This is a genomic window from Novosphingobium sp., from assembly GCF_031417815.1.
Lineage (GTDB): Bacteria > Pseudomonadota > Alphaproteobacteria > Sphingomonadales > Sphingomonadaceae > Novosphingobium.
On record NZ_JANOWI010000035.1, the window covers coordinates 42,748 to 59,420 of the forward strand.

Genomic DNA, 16,673 nt, shown 5'->3' on the forward strand with positions numbered 1-16,673 from the left:
TGTTCATTCGGCGGCCTCGCTACCGCGCTGCCCGTCCAGCGGATCGCGGGCGAAGCGCAACGTCACGACCGTTCCATCGGGATCGCCCGGGGTAAAGATCATTTCCCCGCCGTGTTCCTCGACAATCTTGTTGACGATCGCGAGGCCCAGACCGGTGCCCTTCTCGCGCGTCGTCACATAAGGTTCGACAATCCGCTCGCGGTCTTGCGGCAGGCCGGTGCCGTTGTCGGCTATGGTGACCACGACATCCTCGGCAGCACCTTTAAGCCGGACCGCGATCCGCCCGCGGAAACCATCGTGCTCGGCTTTGGCCCTGGCTTCGACTGCTTCGGCGGCGTTCTTGAGCACGTTGGTCATCGCCTGACCGAATTGATGCCGATCGCAGGCAATGATCCCGATGTCGGCATCGGCGGCAAAATCATAATTGATATCAGGATGCGCCACTTCCTGAAGGAACAGCGCCTGGCGGGCCAGATCGACTGGGTCCTCGCCGCGGAACAACGGTTTGGGGAGCCGCGCGAACGAGGAGAATTCATCGACCATCCGGCGCAGTTCGCCAACCTGGCGGATGATCGTGCCGGTCAGTTCCTCAAACAGCCCCGAATCGGTGGTAAGCTGCTTGGCATAGCGCCGCTTGAGCCGTTCGGTGGCGAGCTGGATCGGGGTCAGCGGGTTCTTGATTTCGTGCGCGATACGGCGCGCCACATCGGACCAGGCGGCCTGGCGCTGATCGAGCAGCTGCCGGGTGATATCCTCAAACGTGATCACGCTGCCGGTGGCCGAGGTGCTCGATCGTACGGCCAGCGTCAAAAGATCGTTGCCCTTGGCATATTGCACGATCCCGCCCTGCTCGCCGGTTTCAGCCAGCGCGGCAATTTGCGGGGCCAGCGAGCCCAGCGAGCGTCCGATCGGCGCATCGGCGCCGCGTTCAAGCAACAGCTTTTGCGCCGAGCCGTTCATCAGCTGGATTGCCCCCTTGGCATTGGTGCTGACCACCCCGGCGGTCACCGATTCCAGCACCGCTTCCATGAAGGCGCGGCGCTCATCAAGCTGCTGGTTGGCGCCCAGCAAGGCCTGGTTCTGGCGTTCCAGTTGCTGCGTCATGCGGTTGAACGCACGGTTGAGCAGGCCCACCTCGTCTGCCCCGAACCGGCCTTCCACCCGCATTGAAAAATTGCCCGCCCCCACTTCGCGCGCGGCGTCGACCAGATCGTAGAGCGGCTTCACCTGCCGATCGGCAAAGCGCAGCGCAAACCACACCGCCAACCCGACCAGCGCCAGACTGGCGACGAACAGATAGACGTTGAAGCGGAGCTGCTGGATCCGGGTTTTCTGCTTCACCTCGTCATAGGCGCGCACGATGTTCTGGGCATAGCCGCCGGAAAGCAGGTCGCTTTTGCGAACTGTGTAAAGGTAGATCCCGGCGCGCCGGTCGATCGGGGTCACCGCGCGGATCATGTTGTCGCTCGATGAAACCGAAATGTTCTCACCCTTGTCGAGCTGGCGCAGCACGTCGCTCGAGATCTCGGAGAGCGGGGCATCACCGCGGGTGAACGCGGCCTTGTCGATCCCGCCATCGGCGCGCTTTTGCAGGATGGTGGATTCGTCAATCTTCCGGTGGAGCACCTGGTACAGGTAATAGTCCTGGAATTCGGGGCTGCCGAACGGAACCGTGCGCAGTTCTTCGCCAAGGTCCGCCGCCATGGCGAGCGATTCGTATTCCATGTCGCGCTTGGTCTGATCGTAATAACCGCGCGCCAGCTGATTGGCGTTTTCAAGCAACCCACGCGACTTGTCCGAGAACCAGAATTCGTAGCCCGACTGGAACAGGAACGAAGCGAAAATCACCACCAGCAGCGTCGGCACCGCGGCAATCAGTGAGAACAGGAACACCAGCCTGACATGCAACTGGCCGCTGCGTCCAACCTGTTCGGCCGCACGCTGCAGCGCCAGCCGACGGCCCAACAGGACGAGGATCGCCATGGCCGGGACCAGCGTGCCAAGCAGCAATGAAGCAGCCACTTCGCTCGGCAGCAGGCGGCCATCGGTGGAACGCTCGGTGATCTGGGTCCAGGTCAGCGCGGTCATGCCCAGAAACGCCAGAACTGATACCAGTTCGAGAACGGCAAACAGGTTCGAGCGCCGCGCAGCCACCTGCAATTGTCGCCAAAGGCGGGGCCATGTACGCCGGCGGTCGAGGACATTCGATTGAGACATCGTTGCGCAAATACAACACTTGTGTTGCGGATATGCAAGGCAATTCGCCTTGCGCCACGCTCGCCTCAGCGCTGAATTTCGACCGGATCGATCGCCAGATCGGTCAACCGCTTGCGCAAGGTATTGCGATTTATGCCCAGCAACCGCGCTGCCTGAAGCTGGTTGCCGGCGGTTTCGCGCAGCGCATGGATGAATAGCGGCCGCTCGAAGGCAGCCAGCGCCGCATCATAGAGCTCGCCCGCAGGTGGCCGCGCGCCATGCCACCAGCTGGCCACCGCGCTGTCGAGCGTGGCACCTGTGGCTGGGCCTGCCGCCTGCTCCGCGCGTTCGGCCAGAAACGGTTCGAGCGCAGCCGCATCGATTTGCTCTTCGCGCATCAGCAGCGCGAGGCGGTAGATGAAATTGCGCAGTTCGCGCACGTTGCCGCGCCACGGCTGGCGCGCCAGCATTTGCGCCGCACCATCGTCAAGCCGCCGCCTGGGCAGGCCCTCATCCGCCGCCTGATACAGAAAATGGCGCGCCAGCGCGGGCACATCGTCGGCCCGCTCGCGCAGGGCCGGGAGCGTGATCGGCACGACGTTGAGCCGGTAGAACAAATCCTCGCGGAACGTGCCCGAAGCAATCATCGGGGCCAGATCGCGGTTGGTGGCGGCGATGATCCGCACATTGACCGCAATCTCTTCGCGCCCGCCGACCCGGCGGATCCGGCCCGATTGCAGCGCCCGCAGCAACCGGGTTTGCGCCTCGAGCGGCATATCGCCGATCTCGTCGAGAAACAGCGTACCACCATCGGCCTGCTCGAACTTGCCAGTGTGGCGTGCCACGGCGCCGGTAAAGGCGCCCTTCTCGTGCCCGAACAACTCGCTTTCGATCAGGTCCGCCGGGATCGCGGCCGTGTTGACTGCCACGAACGGCCCGGCCTTGCGTTGGCCCAACTGGTGGATCGCTTCGGCGACCAGTTCCTTGCCGGTACCGCTTTCGCCCAGCACCAGCACGGTCAGATCGTTGCGCAGCACCCTGGTAATCATCCGGTAGACCGCCTGCATCGGCGCGCTGCGTCCGACCAAAGGCAGGCCGGCAACCGGCACGTCATCGGCCCCTGTCCCGCGTCCTTCGGCGTTGCCCACGGCCTGGCGCACGGTGCGGGCCAGTTCGTCTATGTCGAACGGCTTGGGGAAATATTCGAACGCGCCGGTATCGCTGGCGCGCACCGCCGTATCGAGCGTGTTCTGCGCCGAAAGGATGATGATCGGCATGTCTGGCGCAGCAGCGCGCACCGCGCCCAGCGTCTCGATCCCGTCACCATCTGTCAGCATCACATCGGTAACCAGCGCCGCAAACGTGCGCGCATGCAACAGCCGGTCGCGTTCAGCCACGCTATCGCAGTGAGCAACTTCAAAGCCTTCTGCCTCAAGCGCGGCGGTGATCACCAGCGCGATCGAGCGATCGTCCTCAACCAGCAGCACGCTCATGCCGCCTGCTCCTTGATCGCGGCCCGGCGGGGATCAGCGATCGGCAGGTGGACGCGGAAATGGGTCAACCCTTCGCCCTCGTCGCGGTCATGCGTAATCCGCCCGTTCATGTCGAAGACCAGGCGGCGGACCAGCGCCAGGCCCAGCCCCTGACCGCTCTTCTTCGAGGTAACGAACGGCTCAAACACATGGTCGCGCATGCCCGCCGCGATCCCGGGCCCATTGTCGCTGACGCGCAGTTCGATCGGCAAGCGCACCGGCGTGCCATCGCTGGCCCGGTGCAATTGCAGCCCGCTGGCAAAGCGGGTGCGCACGGCTATCCAAGGCTTGTCTGACGCAGCGGCCGCTTCAACCGCGTTGGACAGCAGGTTGATCATCACCTGGACCAGCGCATCGCCGTTGCCCAGCACCGAAGGCAGCGAGGGGTCGAATTCCTCGATGATCACCGGAGCCTTGCCGCTGGCCTCGATCACACTGCGCGCGCGGCGCACGGCTTCGTGGAGGTTGCAGGGCGACAGCGCCGGGACCGAGCGGCGGGTGAGCGACTGCATCTGGTCGATCAGCTTGGCGATCCGATCGACCTCATCGGCGATCAGGCCGGTCAGCGCCAGATCGCTGCCTTGCAGCTTGCGCCCCAGCAATTGCGCCGCGCCGCGAATCCCGGCCAGCGGGTTCTTGATTTCATGCGCCAGCACTTCGGGCGCGCGGATCGGGCGGTCCTCGCCCGAGCCCTGCGTTTCGCGCATCGCTTCGGCCCCGCCAATGTCGTGTAGGCTCAGCACTTGCCAGCCCGCGCGATCGATCAGCGGCGCGAGCGTAACGTCCACCTTGCGCCGGCCCTGCCCGACGACGGAGATGCTGGTTGCACGCGCCGAAAGCTGGGCATCGTCCTCCCCCAACCGTTCGGACAGGCGGGTTTCGTCAAATTGCAGCACTTCGGCCAGCGGACGCCCGCTTAGCCGCCGAAACGATTGGCCCAGTAGATGCTCGGCTGCGGGATTCGCGGCTGCGATCACTTGCCCCGGAGCCAGCAGCACTACCCCCAGCGTCAGGCTGGCAAGCTGGCGCTGCGTATCGCCGTTCACGCCGCGGCCCTGCTCAGGAACGGGGTGTAAAAGATGTGCAGACGGCGCACCACTTCTTCGGGATCGTCGATGAAGTTGACCTGGTTGCGGAACGCCGCCGATCCGGGCAACCCGCGGGTGTACCAGGCGAGGTGCTTGCGTGCCATCTTGCTGCCGGTTTCGCGGCCATAGTGTTCAAGCATCATCTGATAGTGTTCGAGCACCAGCGCGAACTGCACATCGATATCAGGATCTCCCAGCTGCTGCCCGGTATCCAGCCAGTGCATTACCTGCGCCAGCAACCACGGCCGACCATAGGCACCGCGCCCGATCATCAGCCCGTCCGCGCCCGATTGCGCGAGCGCCTTGGCACTGTCCTCGATGGTGCAGATATCGCCGTTGACGATCACCGGAATCGAGACCGCATCTTTGACCGCGCGCACGAACGCCCAGTCCGCCTCGCCCCGGTACATCTGGTTGCGGGTGCGGCCGTGGACGGTGATCATCTGCGCGCCCAGATCCTGAGCGATCCGCGCCAGTTCGGGGGCATTGAGGCTATCGTGGCACCAGCCCATCCGCATCTTGACTGTAACCGGCACCTTGACCGCCTTGACCGTCGCCGCGATCAACGCCGTGGCAAGCGGAATATCGCGCATCAGCGCCGAACCGGCATCACCGTTAACCACCTTCTTCACCGGGCAGCCCATGTTGATATCGATGATCGCCGCGCCGCGATCTTCAACCAACCGTGCCGCTTCGGCCATCTGCACCGGATCGCAGCCGACCAGTTGCATCGAGACCGGGTCTTCGGCCGGATCCCACATCGCCTTCTGCAGCGATTGCCGCGTTTCGCGAATTGCAGCCGGGCTGGCGATCATCTCGGTAACGTTGAGGCCTGAGCCGAAGCGGCGCACGAGGCGGCGGAACGGCAAGTCGGATACGCCGGTCATCGGCGCAAGGATCACCGGGCAATCAATCTGGACGGGGCCGACCTTGATCGGGGCCAGTGCCGGAGGAACAGGAAGGACGGTCATGACATCTGCCTAAAATTTGGGCAGCGCATAGGGAATTGCGCGGCGCAGGGCAAGTCTATACCGGCAGGGTGATGGCTCACCCCCTTTCCCCGCCGATTGGAGCAGCCGCCATTATCGTAGCGGCCGGGGCCGGATCGCGCGCCGGGCAGCCGCTGCCCAAACAGTTTGTGCCGTGGCAGGGTAAACCGTTGCTGCGCCACTGCGCGGAACGCTTTGCAGCCGAGGGTTTCGCGCCAATTGTGGTGGCAATTCCCGAAGGCACGGATGAAATCGCAGCCCAAGCGCTAAGGGGCCTGCCCGGCATCCGGTTTGTGACCGGCGGCGCGACGCGGCAAGCTTCGGTTCGCGCTGCCCTTGAAGCCCTCGCGGGCGAGGCAATCCACACTGTCTTCATCCACGATGCCGCACGGCCAAAAGTCCCGCTGCCTGTCGTCGCCCGGCTTACCGATGCGCTGATCGCTCACGACGGCGCTATCCCGGTCTTGCCGGTGGTCGATTCGCTGGCCCATGCCGATGGCACGGTGATGGGCGCCCCTGCCTGCCGCGATCAATTGCGCCGGGTGCAAACCCCCCAGGCCTTCCGCTATGACGCGATCCTTGCCGCGCACCGGGCCTGGGATGGCGAACCGGATGCCGGCGATGATGCGCAAGTTGCGCGGGCCGCGGGGATCGAGGTAGCGCTGATCGAAGGAGACGAGAGCTTGCACAAGGTTACCACTGCAGCCGATTTCACCGGCGGCCTGGTGCCGCTGCGGATCGGCACCGGCTATGACGTTCACCGTCTTGCTGAAGGTGAGGAACTGTGGCTTTGCGGCGTCAAGATCGAACATAGCCATGGCTTGGCCGGCCACAGCGATGCCGATGTGGCAATTCACGCGCTGGTCGATGCGATCCTTGGCGGTCTGGCGGATGGCGATATCGGCCAGCATTTCCCGCCCAGTGATCCGCAGTGGCGCGGCGCGCGTTCGGACCGGTTCCTCGCCTATGCGGTCAAGCGTGCCGCGTTATTGGGTTACGCAATCGGCAATGTCGATCTGACGATCATTTGCGAGGCACCCCGGATTGGCCCCCACCGCGATGCCATGCGCACGCGGCTGGCAGAGGTGATGGGGCTTTCCATCAATGCGGTGAGCGTGAAGGCGACCACGACCGAGCGGCTCGGCTTTGCCGGGCGCGGCGAAGGCATTGCCGCACAGGCGGCCGTAACCTTGCTGGCCAGCTGACCAGCGCGGTTAAAGCTCTGGAAATGTCGGCCGTTCCAAGGCATGCCCGGTTTCAAACTTTACAAAGGCTTCCTGCAATGATCGCCAAGACCCTGTTCCGCTCTGCCGGCGTGCTGGCATTGATCGCCTCGGCCCAGTTGACCGCAGCGCAGACCAAGCAATGTTTGAGCGAAGGCGACGTGCGCGGGCTGGTGGCCTATGCCCTGCCTTCGGTGGCCGAAACGGTGGTTGAACGCTGCGCCGGCCGCTTGCCTGCCAATGCCTATCTCAACACGCGTGGCCCCAAGCTGGTGACCGAACTGCGCGGCGGCCAGAGCGCCGCCTGGCCCGCCGCGCGCGAAGCGATCATCAAGATTTCGGGTGATGACGACAAGGCGGAAATGTTCCGCGCGATGCCCGAAGCGATGGTCGGGCCGATGATGGAACAGATGATCGCAGATAAGTTCGCCAACGATATCAAACTCGAAAACTGCAAGGATATCGACCGCGTGCTGAGCACAATGGCACCGATGCCCGCGGCAAACATCGTCGATATGTTTACCGCAGTCGTGATGATCGCCGGGCGCGACGACAAGAAACTGCAGACCTGCGCAGTCTGATCGCCATCCAACCCATGGACACCCTCCTTCCCTCAGACCTGATCGCCGCTGCCGCCCGCGTGATTGAAACCAATCGCGCGGCGGGGCGGATGGTCGCCTTGGCAGAAAGCTGCACCGGCGGGCTGGTCGCCGCCGCCTTGACCGAGATTGACGGATCTTCGGCCGTGCTCGATCGCGGCTATGTGACTTATTCGAACGAAGCCAAGCAGCAGATGCTGGGGGTTTCGGCGGACATTATCGAGACTTTTGGTGCAGTCTCGATCGCCACGGCATGGGCCATGGCGCAAGGCGCGCTGCTACGCAGCGGAGCCGATGTTGCCGTGGCGATCACGGGGATTGCCGGGCCAGGCGGCGCTACACCGGGCAAACCGGTTGGTACGGTGGTCTTTGCCCGGGCGCTGCGCGGATCGGACGAGATCCTGACCGACCAGGTGGTGTTCGAAGACAATGGCCGCGCCGGGGTGCGGCTTCAGGCGGCGCTGATGGCGCTCGAACTGCTGCTGCCGTAAAGCCTGTCGGCGCGCTTTTCGAAGGCTTCCACCATCTTGCGGAAGGCGCGATCAAAATACTGCCCGGCCAGCGCTTCAAACACCGCATTGCGGAACGTGAAATCGACCCGGAACTCGATCTCGCAGCCGCCGCCTTCAAGCGGACGGAAATGCCATACATTGTCGAGATCGCGCATCGGACCATCGATGTAGATCACTTCGATCCGGTTTGGACGATCCTTGATCACGCGCGAGGTGAATTTTTCGCGCAGCGCGTTGAACCCCACCAGCAGATCAGCGATCATTTCGGTGTCGCTGTCCGAACGGACCCGCGCGCCGACCACCCACGGCAGGAATTCGGAATAGTGCGCGACATCGGCCACCAGATCGAACATCTGCTGCGCGCTGTAGGGCAGCCGCCGAACTTCGTGGATCCCCGGCATCAGCTCCGCCCGGCAGCCCGATCAGCCTGCGCTGCACGCGCCGCGCGCATCGCCTTGAAATCGTCGCCGGCGTGATAGCTCGAGCGGGTCAGCGGACTGGCGGCGACTTGCAGAAAGCCTTTGGCGCGGGCAATCGCGCCATAGGCGTCGAACGCTTTGGGGTTGACGAATTCGATCACCTTGGTGTGCTTGGGCGTGGGCTGGAGATACTGCCCCATAGTCAGGAAATCGATTCCGACCGTGCGCATGTCGTCCATCACCTGGTGCACTTCAAGGCGCTGCTCACCCAGCCCCAGCATGATCCCGCTCTTGGTGAAAACCAGCGGATCATGGGCCTTCACTTCCTCGAGCAGCCGCAACGAGGCGTAGTAGCGCGCACCCGGACGGATCGTGGGATAAAGCCGCGGCACGGTTTCCAGGTTGTGGTTGTAAACGTCGGGCCCCGCCGCCATGATCGCCTCGACCGCCGCGCGCATCTTGCCGCGAAAATCGGGAGTCAGGATTTCAATCGTGGTGCCAGGCGTGTTGGCCCGCAGCGCATTGATCACCTTGACGAATTGCCCTGCCCCGCCATCGGGCAGATCATCGCGATCAACCGAGGTGATAACAATATGCTCGAGTCCCAGCTTGGCCGCGGCAATCGCCACGTGTTCGGGCTCCAGCGGATCGACCGCGCGCGGCATCCCGGTCTTGACGTTGCAAAAGGCGCAGGCCCGTGTGCAGACATCGCCCAAGATCATCACCGTGGCGTGCTTTTTGGTCCAGCATTCGCCGATGTTGGGGCAAGCCGCTTCCTCGCACACCGTGTTGAGCCCCAGATCGCGCATCAGCTTGCGCGTTTCGCCATAGCCCTGGCTGGTCGGGGCCTTGACCCGGATCCAGTCGGGTTTGCGCAGGCGTTCGGGCTGCGGGGCTGAGGACAGGTCGTTCATGCCGTCCAGATAGTCGTAAGGGACAAGGGTTGCCAGCCGGAATTTGCAGCGCCAAAAGCGCGGGTATGAGCGAACAAGATTCTGTCGGATTCGAACGCCTGATTGAAGGCTACCGCCGCTTCCGCGCCAATGGCTGGGTGCCCAATCACGAACGCTGGGCTACCTTGCGCGAAGGCCAGTCACCCGATGTGATGGTGATCGCCTGCAGCGATAGCCGGGTTGATCCGGCGCAGATCTTTGATGTCGATCCAGGTGAAGTGTTCGTGGTGCGCAATGTCGCGGCCATGGTGCCGCCGTTCGAGACAACGCCCGGACACCACGGGGTTTCGGCCGCACTCGAATTCGCGGTCCAATTCCTCAAGGTCAAGGAGGTGGTGGTGATGGGCCACGGCATGTGCGGCGGTTGCAAGGCCGCGCTCAGCCAGGAAATGCTTGGCACCGAGCCTGGCCAGGGCGGTTTCATCGCCGATTGGATCGCCATGCTGGACGAAGCCCGCGAACGCGTGGTGGCGCAGCACGGTACCCAGGGGCGCGCGGCGGAACAGGCGATGGAGCTTGAAGGGGTCAAGGTCAGCCTGGCCAATCTGCGCACCTTCCCGTGCGTGCGGAGCAAGGAACGCAGCGGCGAACTGCGTCTGACCGGCGCGTTTTTCGCCATATCGGACGGATTGCTGCACGTGCTGGACGAAACCACCGGCGCGTTTTCGCCCACCGTCTAGGCAAACAGAAAGGGCGGCACCGCGATGCCGCCCTTCCCCGTGTCATAATGACTGTCTGGCTTACTTGCCGGCCACCTTGTGCCTCGTCTGGACCGTCCACAGCTGGGCGATCGGCGCGCGCGCATCGGTGACCTTGGCAAAGGCATCGAGCGCTTCGGCATATTTCGCCTGATCATACAGCACGATCCCGAGCCGCAGATAGGCGCGGCCCGCATCAACACCCGGCATGGTCAGCGCAAGGCGGTACATCGCCTCAGCCTTGTCAGCCATGCCGTGGCTGAGGAATGCGTCACCCGCGCTCAGCGCGGTCTTGGCATTGCCCTTCGGACCCCTCGCATCGCGTTCCTGCACGACCAGCAGATTCTTGTCTTCAGCCAGACGGCCCTGCGCCAGGGCCTGCACCTTGGCCACAGTCGACATGCCGGCATCGGTCGCGATCTCGGTTGCCGGAGTGATCATGCCCGACTTGATGCCCAGATCGACTACCCGCAGCACTTCGGCCGGCAGGCGGTTCGGGCTGGCATAGACCATATAGTCAAGGTAGTTGTCGGCTTCGGTAAAGCTGCCCGTGCGGTCACGCAGGCGCAGCAGGTCGATCTTGTCCGAGGTGGTGTACTTGTTGATCAGGGTGACCACGTAGATTGCCCGATCCCAGTTCTGCTTGGTCGGATAATAGGTGACCAGATCACCCGCAATCAGGTTGGTTTCACCGGTCAGCTTGTTGTTGAACGCCTGCACCAGGCCATTGTCGATCCAGTATTCGGGCGTCGCCGCAGCGTTGCGGACGGTCGCATCGTGCAGCAGCTTGAGGCCAAGCGGGATCTGCTTGTCGAGCAGGTAAGCATTGGCAAGATAGAATTCCGATTCGTCCTTGGTGTAGCCGCCATCGACCGCGAGTTTGATTTCGCGCTGCGCGGTTGCCATATCGCCCATGTCCATGGCCATGCGGCCCAGCGTGTAGCGCACCAGAGCAACGTTTTCGGCAGGCAGCGCGCCGCTATCCAACTGCAGCTGCAAGCCGGCCTTCTGGGCATTTTTGTCGATTGCGACATTGCCATAGTTGACCAGCAGCTGGCCTGAAACGAGCTTGTCGTCGCCATTGCTGCCTGCGGCGATCGCCGCATCGATCAGCGCCTTTTCGGGCTGGAGCAGCACCTGCAGCGCAGCTATCTGCGTTGTCATGTCAGCAACGGCGGCCTGGCGTTCTGCCTTGGTCTTGGCGGCATTGGCACGGGCCTGGGCATCGACGACCTTCTGGCGCTGTGCGGCAACGTCGGGCCGCTTGACTGCGGCTTCGAGTGCCTTGGCAGCCGGGATGTAAAGCTTGACGAACTTCTCGGTTGGCTTGAGCTGCGGACCCTTGGGGGCTTCCTGCTTCTTGTCCTTGGCATCAGCCGCGCTGAAGCCGCCAACCGCCACGCCAAGCGACAACGCCACGGCCATCGCACTGCGCGCAAAAAACTTGGCTCGAACCATCGAAATCATCTCCTCTGCGACCCAAAAGGCGTGGCACCATTGCCGCACGATCCAGGCGGATACCTCGGCTTTGCCATAGGCGCTGGAGCGCCCATTTGGCAACAGGTTGGCGCACTAGGGCCGGGGCCGTGAACGGTGATTGAATGTGTTCAGTGCTGCGCGTTCAGAATGCTGCGGCGAGGTGTGGAAAAAACACGCCTGACGGGGCCTTTTGGTGGCCTTGCCGCAACGCTTGGCCTAGAGCGGGCAAACGCCGATTTCCACTCTTGACGAAGCGAACCCACCCGCGTGAGCGACGATACCGAAATTCCAGAATCGATCCCTGAACCCACTGGTCCGATGGGCGATTTCTTGCGCGTCGACATCGTCGACGAGATGAAGACCAGCTACCTCGATTACGCGATGAGCGTGATCGTGGCGCGCGCCCTGCCCGATGTGCGCGATGGCCTGAAGCCGGTCCACCGCCGGATCTTGTTCGCCGCGCAGGAAGGCGGCATGGTTGCCGGTCGCCCCTATCGCAAAAGCGCCAAGATCGTGGGCGACGTGATGGGCAACTATCACCCGCACGGCGATAGCGCGATCTACGATGCGTTGGCGCGGATGACGCAGGACTGGTCGATGCGGCTGCCGCTGATCGACGGTCAGGGTAACTTCGGCTCGATGGATCCCGATCCGCCGGCCTCGATGCGCTACACCGAAGCACGGCTGGCGCGGGTCGCCAATTCACTGCTCGACGATCTCGACAAGGACACCGTCGATTTCACTGACAACTACGATGGTTCGCGTCAGGAACCGACAGTTCTGCCAGCGCGTTTTCCCAACCTGCTGGTCAACGGCGCGGGCGGGATCGCGGTGGGCATGGCGACCAACATTCCGCCGCACAACCTGGGCGAAGTGATCGACGGCTGCCTTGCCTATATGGACAACCCGGCGATCACCTCGGACGAACTGATCGAGATTATCCCCGCCCCCGATTTCCCCACGGCACCGCTGATCCTGGGCACGGCCGGCGCGCGCAGCGCCTATACCACCGGGCGCGGTAGCGTGATCATGCGCTGCCGCCACGAGATCGAACAAGGCCGCGGCGATCGCGAGTCGATCATACTGACCTCGATCCCCTACCAGGTCGGCAAATCGGGCCTGGTCGAAAAGATCGCCGAGGCCGCCAAGGACAAGCGGATCGAAGGCATTTCGGATATTCGCGACGAATCGAGCCGGCTGGGCGTGCGCGTGGTGATCGAACTGAAACGCGATGCCACGCCCGAAGTGGTGCTCAACCAGTTGTGGCGCAACACCCCGGCGCAGTCGAACTTCCCGGCCAACATGCTGGCGATCCGCGGCGGCCGCCCCGAAACGCTGATGCTGCGAGATTTCATCGCGGCCTTCATTGCCTTCCGCGAAGAAGTCATCACCCGGCGCACCAAGTTCGAACTGAACAAGGCGCGAGACCGGGCGCATATTTTGCTGGGTCTGGTGGTTGCCGTCACCAACCTCGATGAAGTGGTGCGGATCATCCGCGGTGCGCCCAATCCGGCGGCGGCGCGCGAAGCCCTGGTGCAGCGCGAATGGCCGATTGGCGAAATTGCGCAGTACATCCGCCTGGTCGAAGCGATCGAACCGACCGCCGATCAGGACGGCGGCACCTACCGGCTGTCCGAAGCGCAAGTGAAGGCAATCCTCGAGCTGCGCCTCCACCGCCTGACCGCGCTGGGCCGCGACGAGATCGGCGGCGAGCTCAAGGTGCTGTCCACCGCGATTGAAGGCCATCTGGCGATCCTGGGCGACCGGGCCAAGCTTTATGCCGTGATGCGCGAAGAGCTGGTGTTGATCCGCGAGGCCTATGCCACCCCGCGCCTGTCCGAAATCACCGCCGCCGCCGACGGAATCGACGATGAGGACCTGATCGAGCGCGACGAGATGGTCGTCACCGTCACCATGGACGGCTATATCAAGCGCACCTCGCTCTCCACCTTCCGGGCGCAGAACCGGGGCGGCAAGGGCCGCGCCGGGATGGCGACCAAAGACGAGGACGTGGTGACGAGCATGTTCGTCACCTCCACCCATAATCCGGTGCTGTTCTTCTCCACCGCCGGTAAGGTCTACCGCCTCAAGGTGTGGAAGCTGCCCGAAGGCGGACCGACCACACGCGGCCGTCCGATCGTCAATCTGCTCCCGGCGCTCGACAAGGACGAGACGATCCAGACCGTGCTGCCCCTGCCCGAGGACGAGGCCGAATGGGCCAAGCTTTCGGTGGTGTTCGCCACCGCCAAGGGAAGCGTCCGGCGCAATTCGATGGAACTGTTCACCAACGTCCCCAGCAACGGCAAATTCGCCATGCGCTTTGATGAAGACAGCGCTGACCGGCTGATCGGCGTGGCCTTGCTCGAAGCCAGCGACGATGTGCTGCTCGCCACCCGCGCGGGCAAGGCGATCCGCTTTGCCGGCGATGACGTGCGCGAATTCCAGAGCCGCACCTCCACCGGGGTGCGCGGCATGACGCTGAAGGGCGATGACGAGGTAATCAGCCTCTCGATCCTCCACCGCGTCGGCACCAGCAGCGAAGAGCGCGAGGAATACGTCAAATACGCGCCGTGGAAGGGTGAAAAGGAAGGCGATCCTTCGATTGCACCCGAACGCATGGCCGATCTTGCCGAACGCGAACAGTTCATCCTCACCGTCTGTGCCAATGGTTACGGCAAGATGAGTTCAGCCTATGAATACCGCCGCACCGGACGCGGTGGCCAGGGCATCACCAATATCGACAATATCGCCCGCAACGGCCTGGTCGTGGCCAGCTTTGCGGCTACCAAAAGCGACCAGCTGATGCTGGTGACCGATCAGGCCAAGCTGATCCGCCTGCCGCTTGGCTCGATGCGGGTAATTGGCCGCAACAGCGCCGGGGTCAGGCTGTTCAACGTGGCGGACGAGGAACATGTCGTATCGGCAGTACGGCTGGCCGAAACCGAAGGCGGCGATGATGACGATGAAGCGGAAGGCGCTGCGGAAGGCGGCCCGGCCGAACCGGACCCCACGGCGCAGTGATGGCGCTTGAGATCGTCCCTTCGGGTCAGGCATGCGGTGCGCGCGTGACCGGGGTCGATCTTTCGGCGCCGCTCGATCCAGCCGCCATTGCGGCAATCCGTTCGGCCTGGCTAGAACACCACGTACTGGCCTTTCCTGGCCAGTTCCTGTCGGACGATGCCCTCGAACGTTTCACGCTCGCCATGGGCGGGTTTGGTGAAGACCCGTTCTTCGCCCCGATTGCCGGACGCCGGCACATCGCCGCGATCCGGCGCGAGGCGGACGAGCAATCACCATTGTTTGCCGAGAATTGGCACACCGATTGGTCGTTTCAGGCGCGGCCGCCATCGGGCACTTGCCTCAACGCGGTCGATATCCCGCCACTTGGCGGCGATACGCTTTACGCCAACCAGCACATGGCGTGGGAAGCACTCGCGCCCGCGCGGCAGGCCGAATTGACCGATCTGATCGCGGTCCATTCCGCCCGCCTCGCCTATGCGCCTGACGGCAGCTATGGCACCAAAGACAAGGGCCGCAGCATGGACATTCGCCCCAGCGAAGCGGCGCTGGCCACGCAAGCCCACCCACTTGTTCCGGCCCATCCCGAAACCGGACGGCGCGGATTCTATTCGTCGCTGGGTTACATCGTCGGGATCGAGGGCATGGCCGACAGCACGGCAATGCCGCTCCTGATGGAATTGGCCCAGTGGCAAAGCGATGCACGCTTTGTCTATCGCCACCGCTGGGAACCCGGGATGCTGGTGATGTGGGACAACCGTTCGGTCCTCCACAAGGCCACCGGCGGTTATGAAGGCCATCGGCGCGAGTTGCACCGCACCACTATTGCGGCGTGGAGCGAGTCCTGAGCTCACCCACCACCCCGGTGCAGATCAGGAATTGCCCGAAATAGTAGAGCGGCCAGATCAGCAGCCCGGGCACCACGCTTTCGGCCAAGGCCCCCAACCGCGCAAAAATCAGCAGGTCGCTGATTACGAACATGACCGCCCCCAAGCCCACCCGGTAACGCGGGAACGTGCTGGTCCAGGCGCTTGCCGCCATGGCCGCAAGGCCCAGCGCGTAAAATGCCACGCCGGGTGCCCCGGCACGATCCGCTGGAAGCTGGAACGCGATCAGCGGAACCAGCAACACCAGGGCCAGCGCCAGCGCTTGCTGGCTGCCACTCAAGCTTGCCCGGCGGTGCCGCCAGTAGAGCTGGACCGCGATCAGATGACCGGCCAGAAATGCGAGCGCGCCCCAGACGATATCAAGCTCGATCAGCACATCGCCCAGCGCGCCAAACGCCATGACTGCGGCAATCTGAGTGGCATCGCGGCCTGCATGCCGAGAGAGGGCATAAGCGGCCAGAAACGCCGCCCCGGCGCCCTTGATCGCCCATTCATAAAGATCAGGCAGCGCGCTTCCGGCGATAAAGAAATAGCCGATCCCCGCCACCAGGCTGGCCAGCAGCCACGGGCGCTTTTCGATCAGCGCCCGGCGCGGCATCAAACGAACGCGATCTTTTCAACCACGTAGAACCGGTCACCCGATGGCACGGTTACTTCGATTTCGTCTTCCACCCGGCGTCCGATCAGCGCCCGGCCCAGCGGCGAATTGTAGCTGATCCGGCCGATCTTGGCGTCGGCTTCATAGGGGCCGACAATCTGGTAGGTGACCGGCTTTTCGGCATCGTCGAGCAAGGTCACGGTCGCGCCGAAGATTACCTTGTCGCCCGAAAGTGAAGTCGGATCGACGATCTGCGCCCGGCTGACCTTGTCCTCCAGATCAGAAATGGCCATTTCGACATGGCCCTGGCGTTCCTTGGCGGCGTGATATTCGGCGTTTTCCGACAGGTCGCCGTGCGCGCGCGCTTCCTCGATCGCGTCGACGATCAACGGGCGTTCCACGCGCAGCGCCTTCAATTCGGCAATCAGGCGTTCATAGCCTTCCGCCAGCATCGGCAGCTTTTCGACACTTGCCATCGTACT

General features: G+C 63.6%; 15 protein-coding genes. 6 read left to right on the forward strand and 9 right to left on the reverse strand.

Translation table 11 applies throughout. The features are described 5' to 3' along the window. Window positions 1-3: 3 nt before the first annotated feature. The 4 genes from RMN99_RS08470 to dusB all read right to left on the reverse strand — a co-directional run bounded on the left by RMN99_RS08470 (window position 4) and on the right by dusB (window position 5,787). Window positions 4-2,160 carry an ATP-binding protein gene (locus RMN99_RS08470; protein WP_405029550.1) on the reverse strand — a complete coding sequence of 719 codons (2,157 nt, stop codon included), beginning with the start codon at window positions 2,158-2,160 and terminating at the stop codon, window positions 4-6. 122 nt (window positions 2,161-2,282) lie between these two features. Beyond that, complete coding sequence (locus RMN99_RS08475; RefSeq protein ID WP_309622870.1) at window positions 2,283-3,689, reverse strand: sigma-54 dependent transcriptional regulator; 1,407 nt, start codon at window positions 3,687-3,689, stop codon at window positions 2,283-2,285. Beyond that, window positions 3,686-4,774 (reverse strand): ATP-binding protein, encoded by a 1,089-nt coding sequence (locus tag RMN99_RS08480; RefSeq protein ID WP_309622871.1) that lies wholly within the window; start codon window positions 4,772-4,774, stop codon window positions 3,686-3,688. Before RMN99_RS08480 ends, RMN99_RS08475 begins: the two co-directional genes overlap by 4 nt. Beyond that, window positions 4,771-5,787: a tRNA dihydrouridine synthase DusB gene (gene dusB, locus RMN99_RS08485; protein WP_309622872.1), complete on the reverse strand. Its 1,017-nt coding sequence runs from the start codon at window positions 5,785-5,787 to the stop codon at window positions 4,771-4,773. Before dusB ends, RMN99_RS08480 begins: the two co-directional genes overlap by 4 nt. Window positions 5,788-5,858: 71 nt before the next feature. On the opposite strand from dusB, the gene RMN99_RS08490 reads away from it, so the two are divergent. From RMN99_RS08490 to RMN99_RS08500, 3 genes are all read left to right on the forward strand, one after another. Continuing rightward, the gene (locus RMN99_RS08490) at window positions 5,859-7,010 is read left to right on the forward strand and encodes a bifunctional 2-C-methyl-D-erythritol 4-phosphate cytidylyltransferase/2-C-methyl-D-erythritol 2,4-cyclodiphosphate synthase (RefSeq protein ID WP_309622873.1); all 1,152 of its coding nucleotides are present in this window, start codon (window positions 5,859-5,861) and stop codon (window positions 7,008-7,010) included. Between the two features lie 77 nt (window positions 7,011-7,087). Continuing rightward, a complete protein-coding gene (locus RMN99_RS08495) occupies window positions 7,088-7,609 on the forward strand; it encodes a hypothetical protein (RefSeq protein WP_309622874.1) in 522 nt (173 codons plus the stop codon). A gap of 14 nt (window positions 7,610-7,623) precedes the next feature. After that, the gene (locus tag RMN99_RS08500) at window positions 7,624-8,118 is read left to right on the forward strand and encodes a CinA family protein (RefSeq protein WP_309622875.1); all 495 of its coding nucleotides are present in this window, start codon (window positions 7,624-7,626) and stop codon (window positions 8,116-8,118) included. Here the strand turns inward: RMN99_RS08500 and RMN99_RS08505 are convergent. Together RMN99_RS08505 and lipA are read right to left on the reverse strand one after the other, a co-directional pair. Next, window positions 8,079-8,540: a type II toxin-antitoxin system RatA family toxin gene (locus tag RMN99_RS08505; protein WP_309622876.1), complete on the reverse strand. Its 462-nt coding sequence runs from the start codon at window positions 8,538-8,540 to the stop codon at window positions 8,079-8,081. The genes RMN99_RS08500 and RMN99_RS08505 overlap by 40 nt on opposite strands. After that, on the reverse strand, window positions 8,540-9,472 hold the full coding sequence (gene lipA / locus RMN99_RS08510) for a lipoyl synthase (RefSeq protein WP_309622877.1): 933 nt from the start codon (window positions 9,470-9,472) through the stop codon (window positions 8,540-8,542). The genes RMN99_RS08505 and lipA overlap by 1 nt, the downstream gene beginning before the upstream one ends. Before the next feature lie 65 nt (window positions 9,473-9,537). Between lipA and RMN99_RS08515 the strand changes: the two genes are divergently transcribed. Further along, window positions 9,538-10,191, forward strand: a complete 654-nt coding sequence (locus tag RMN99_RS08515; RefSeq protein ID WP_309622878.1) for a carbonic anhydrase — start codon at window positions 9,538-9,540, stop codon at window positions 10,189-10,191. A gap of 60 nt (window positions 10,192-10,251) precedes the next feature. Here the strand turns inward: RMN99_RS08515 and RMN99_RS08520 are convergent, their stop codons facing one another. Further along, the gene (locus RMN99_RS08520) at window positions 10,252-11,667 is read right to left on the reverse strand and encodes a hypothetical protein (protein ID WP_309622879.1); all 1,416 of its coding nucleotides are present in this window, start codon (window positions 11,665-11,667) and stop codon (window positions 10,252-10,254) included. 339 nt (window positions 11,668-12,006) lie between these two features. Here RMN99_RS08520 and gyrA point away from each other — a divergent pair, with 339 nt between their 5' ends. Then, complete coding sequence (gene gyrA, locus RMN99_RS08525) at window positions 12,007-14,709, forward strand: DNA gyrase subunit A (RefSeq protein ID WP_309622924.1); 2,703 nt, start codon at window positions 12,007-12,009, stop codon at window positions 14,707-14,709. Beyond that, the gene (locus tag RMN99_RS08530; protein WP_309622880.1) at window positions 14,709-15,554 is read left to right on the forward strand and encodes a TauD/TfdA family dioxygenase; all 846 of its coding nucleotides are present in this window, start codon (window positions 14,709-14,711) and stop codon (window positions 15,552-15,554) included. The genes gyrA and RMN99_RS08530 overlap by 1 nt, the downstream gene beginning before the upstream one ends. Here the strand turns inward: RMN99_RS08530 and RMN99_RS08535 are convergent. Beyond that, complete coding sequence (locus RMN99_RS08535) at window positions 15,529-16,191, reverse strand: lysoplasmalogenase family protein (protein ID WP_309622881.1); 663 nt, start codon at window positions 16,189-16,191, stop codon at window positions 15,529-15,531. The genes RMN99_RS08530 and RMN99_RS08535 overlap by 26 nt on opposite strands. Further along, window positions 16,191-16,667 (reverse strand): transcription elongation factor GreA, encoded by a 477-nt coding sequence (greA, locus tag RMN99_RS08540; protein ID WP_309622882.1) that lies wholly within the window; start codon window positions 16,665-16,667, stop codon window positions 16,191-16,193. Before greA ends, RMN99_RS08535 begins: the two co-directional genes overlap by 1 nt. Between the last annotated feature and the right edge of the window lie 6 nt (window positions 16,668-16,673).

What these genes read in the sequence shown, in the direction of transcription:
- RMN99_RS08475 (WP_309622870.1), bottom strand. Translation starts at nt 3,689, where the DNA reads ATGAGCGTGCTGCTGGTTGAGGACGATCGCTCGATCGCGCTGGTGATC.
- dusB (WP_309622872.1), bottom strand. Translation starts at nt 5,787, where the DNA reads ATGACCGTCCTTCCTGTTCCTCCGGCACTGGCCCCGATCAAGGTCGGC.
- RMN99_RS08490 (WP_309622873.1), top strand. Translation starts at nt 5,859, where the DNA reads ATGGCTCACCCCCTTTCCCCGCCGATTGGAGCAGCCGCCATTATCGTA.
- RMN99_RS08495 (WP_309622874.1), top strand. Translation starts at nt 7,088, where the DNA reads ATGATCGCCAAGACCCTGTTCCGCTCTGCCGGCGTGCTGGCATTGATC.
- RMN99_RS08500 (WP_309622875.1), top strand. Translation starts at nt 7,624, where the DNA reads ATGGACACCCTCCTTCCCTCAGACCTGATCGCCGCTGCCGCCCGCGTG.
- RMN99_RS08505 (WP_309622876.1), bottom strand. Translation starts at nt 8,540, where the DNA reads ATGCCGGGGATCCACGAAGTTCGGCGGCTGCCCTACAGCGCGCAGCAG.
- lipA (WP_309622877.1), bottom strand. Translation starts at nt 9,472, where the DNA reads ATGAACGACCTGTCCTCAGCCCCGCAGCCCGAACGCCTGCGCAAACCC.
- RMN99_RS08515 (WP_309622878.1), top strand. Translation starts at nt 9,538, where the DNA reads ATGAGCGAACAAGATTCTGTCGGATTCGAACGCCTGATTGAAGGCTAC.
- RMN99_RS08520 (WP_309622879.1), bottom strand. Translation starts at nt 11,667, where the DNA reads ATGGTTCGAGCCAAGTTTTTTGCGCGCAGTGCGATGGCCGTGGCGTTG.
- gyrA (WP_309622924.1), top strand. Translation starts at nt 12,007, where the DNA reads ATGGGCGATTTCTTGCGCGTCGACATCGTCGACGAGATGAAGACCAGC.
- RMN99_RS08530 (WP_309622880.1), top strand. Translation starts at nt 14,709, where the DNA reads ATGGCGCTTGAGATCGTCCCTTCGGGTCAGGCATGCGGTGCGCGCGTG.
- RMN99_RS08535 (WP_309622881.1), bottom strand. Translation starts at nt 16,191, where the DNA reads ATGCCGCGCCGGGCGCTGATCGAAAAGCGCCCGTGGCTGCTGGCCAGC.
- greA (WP_309622882.1), bottom strand. Translation starts at nt 16,667, where the DNA reads ATGGCAAGTGTCGAAAAGCTGCCGATGCTGGCGGAAGGCTATGAACGC.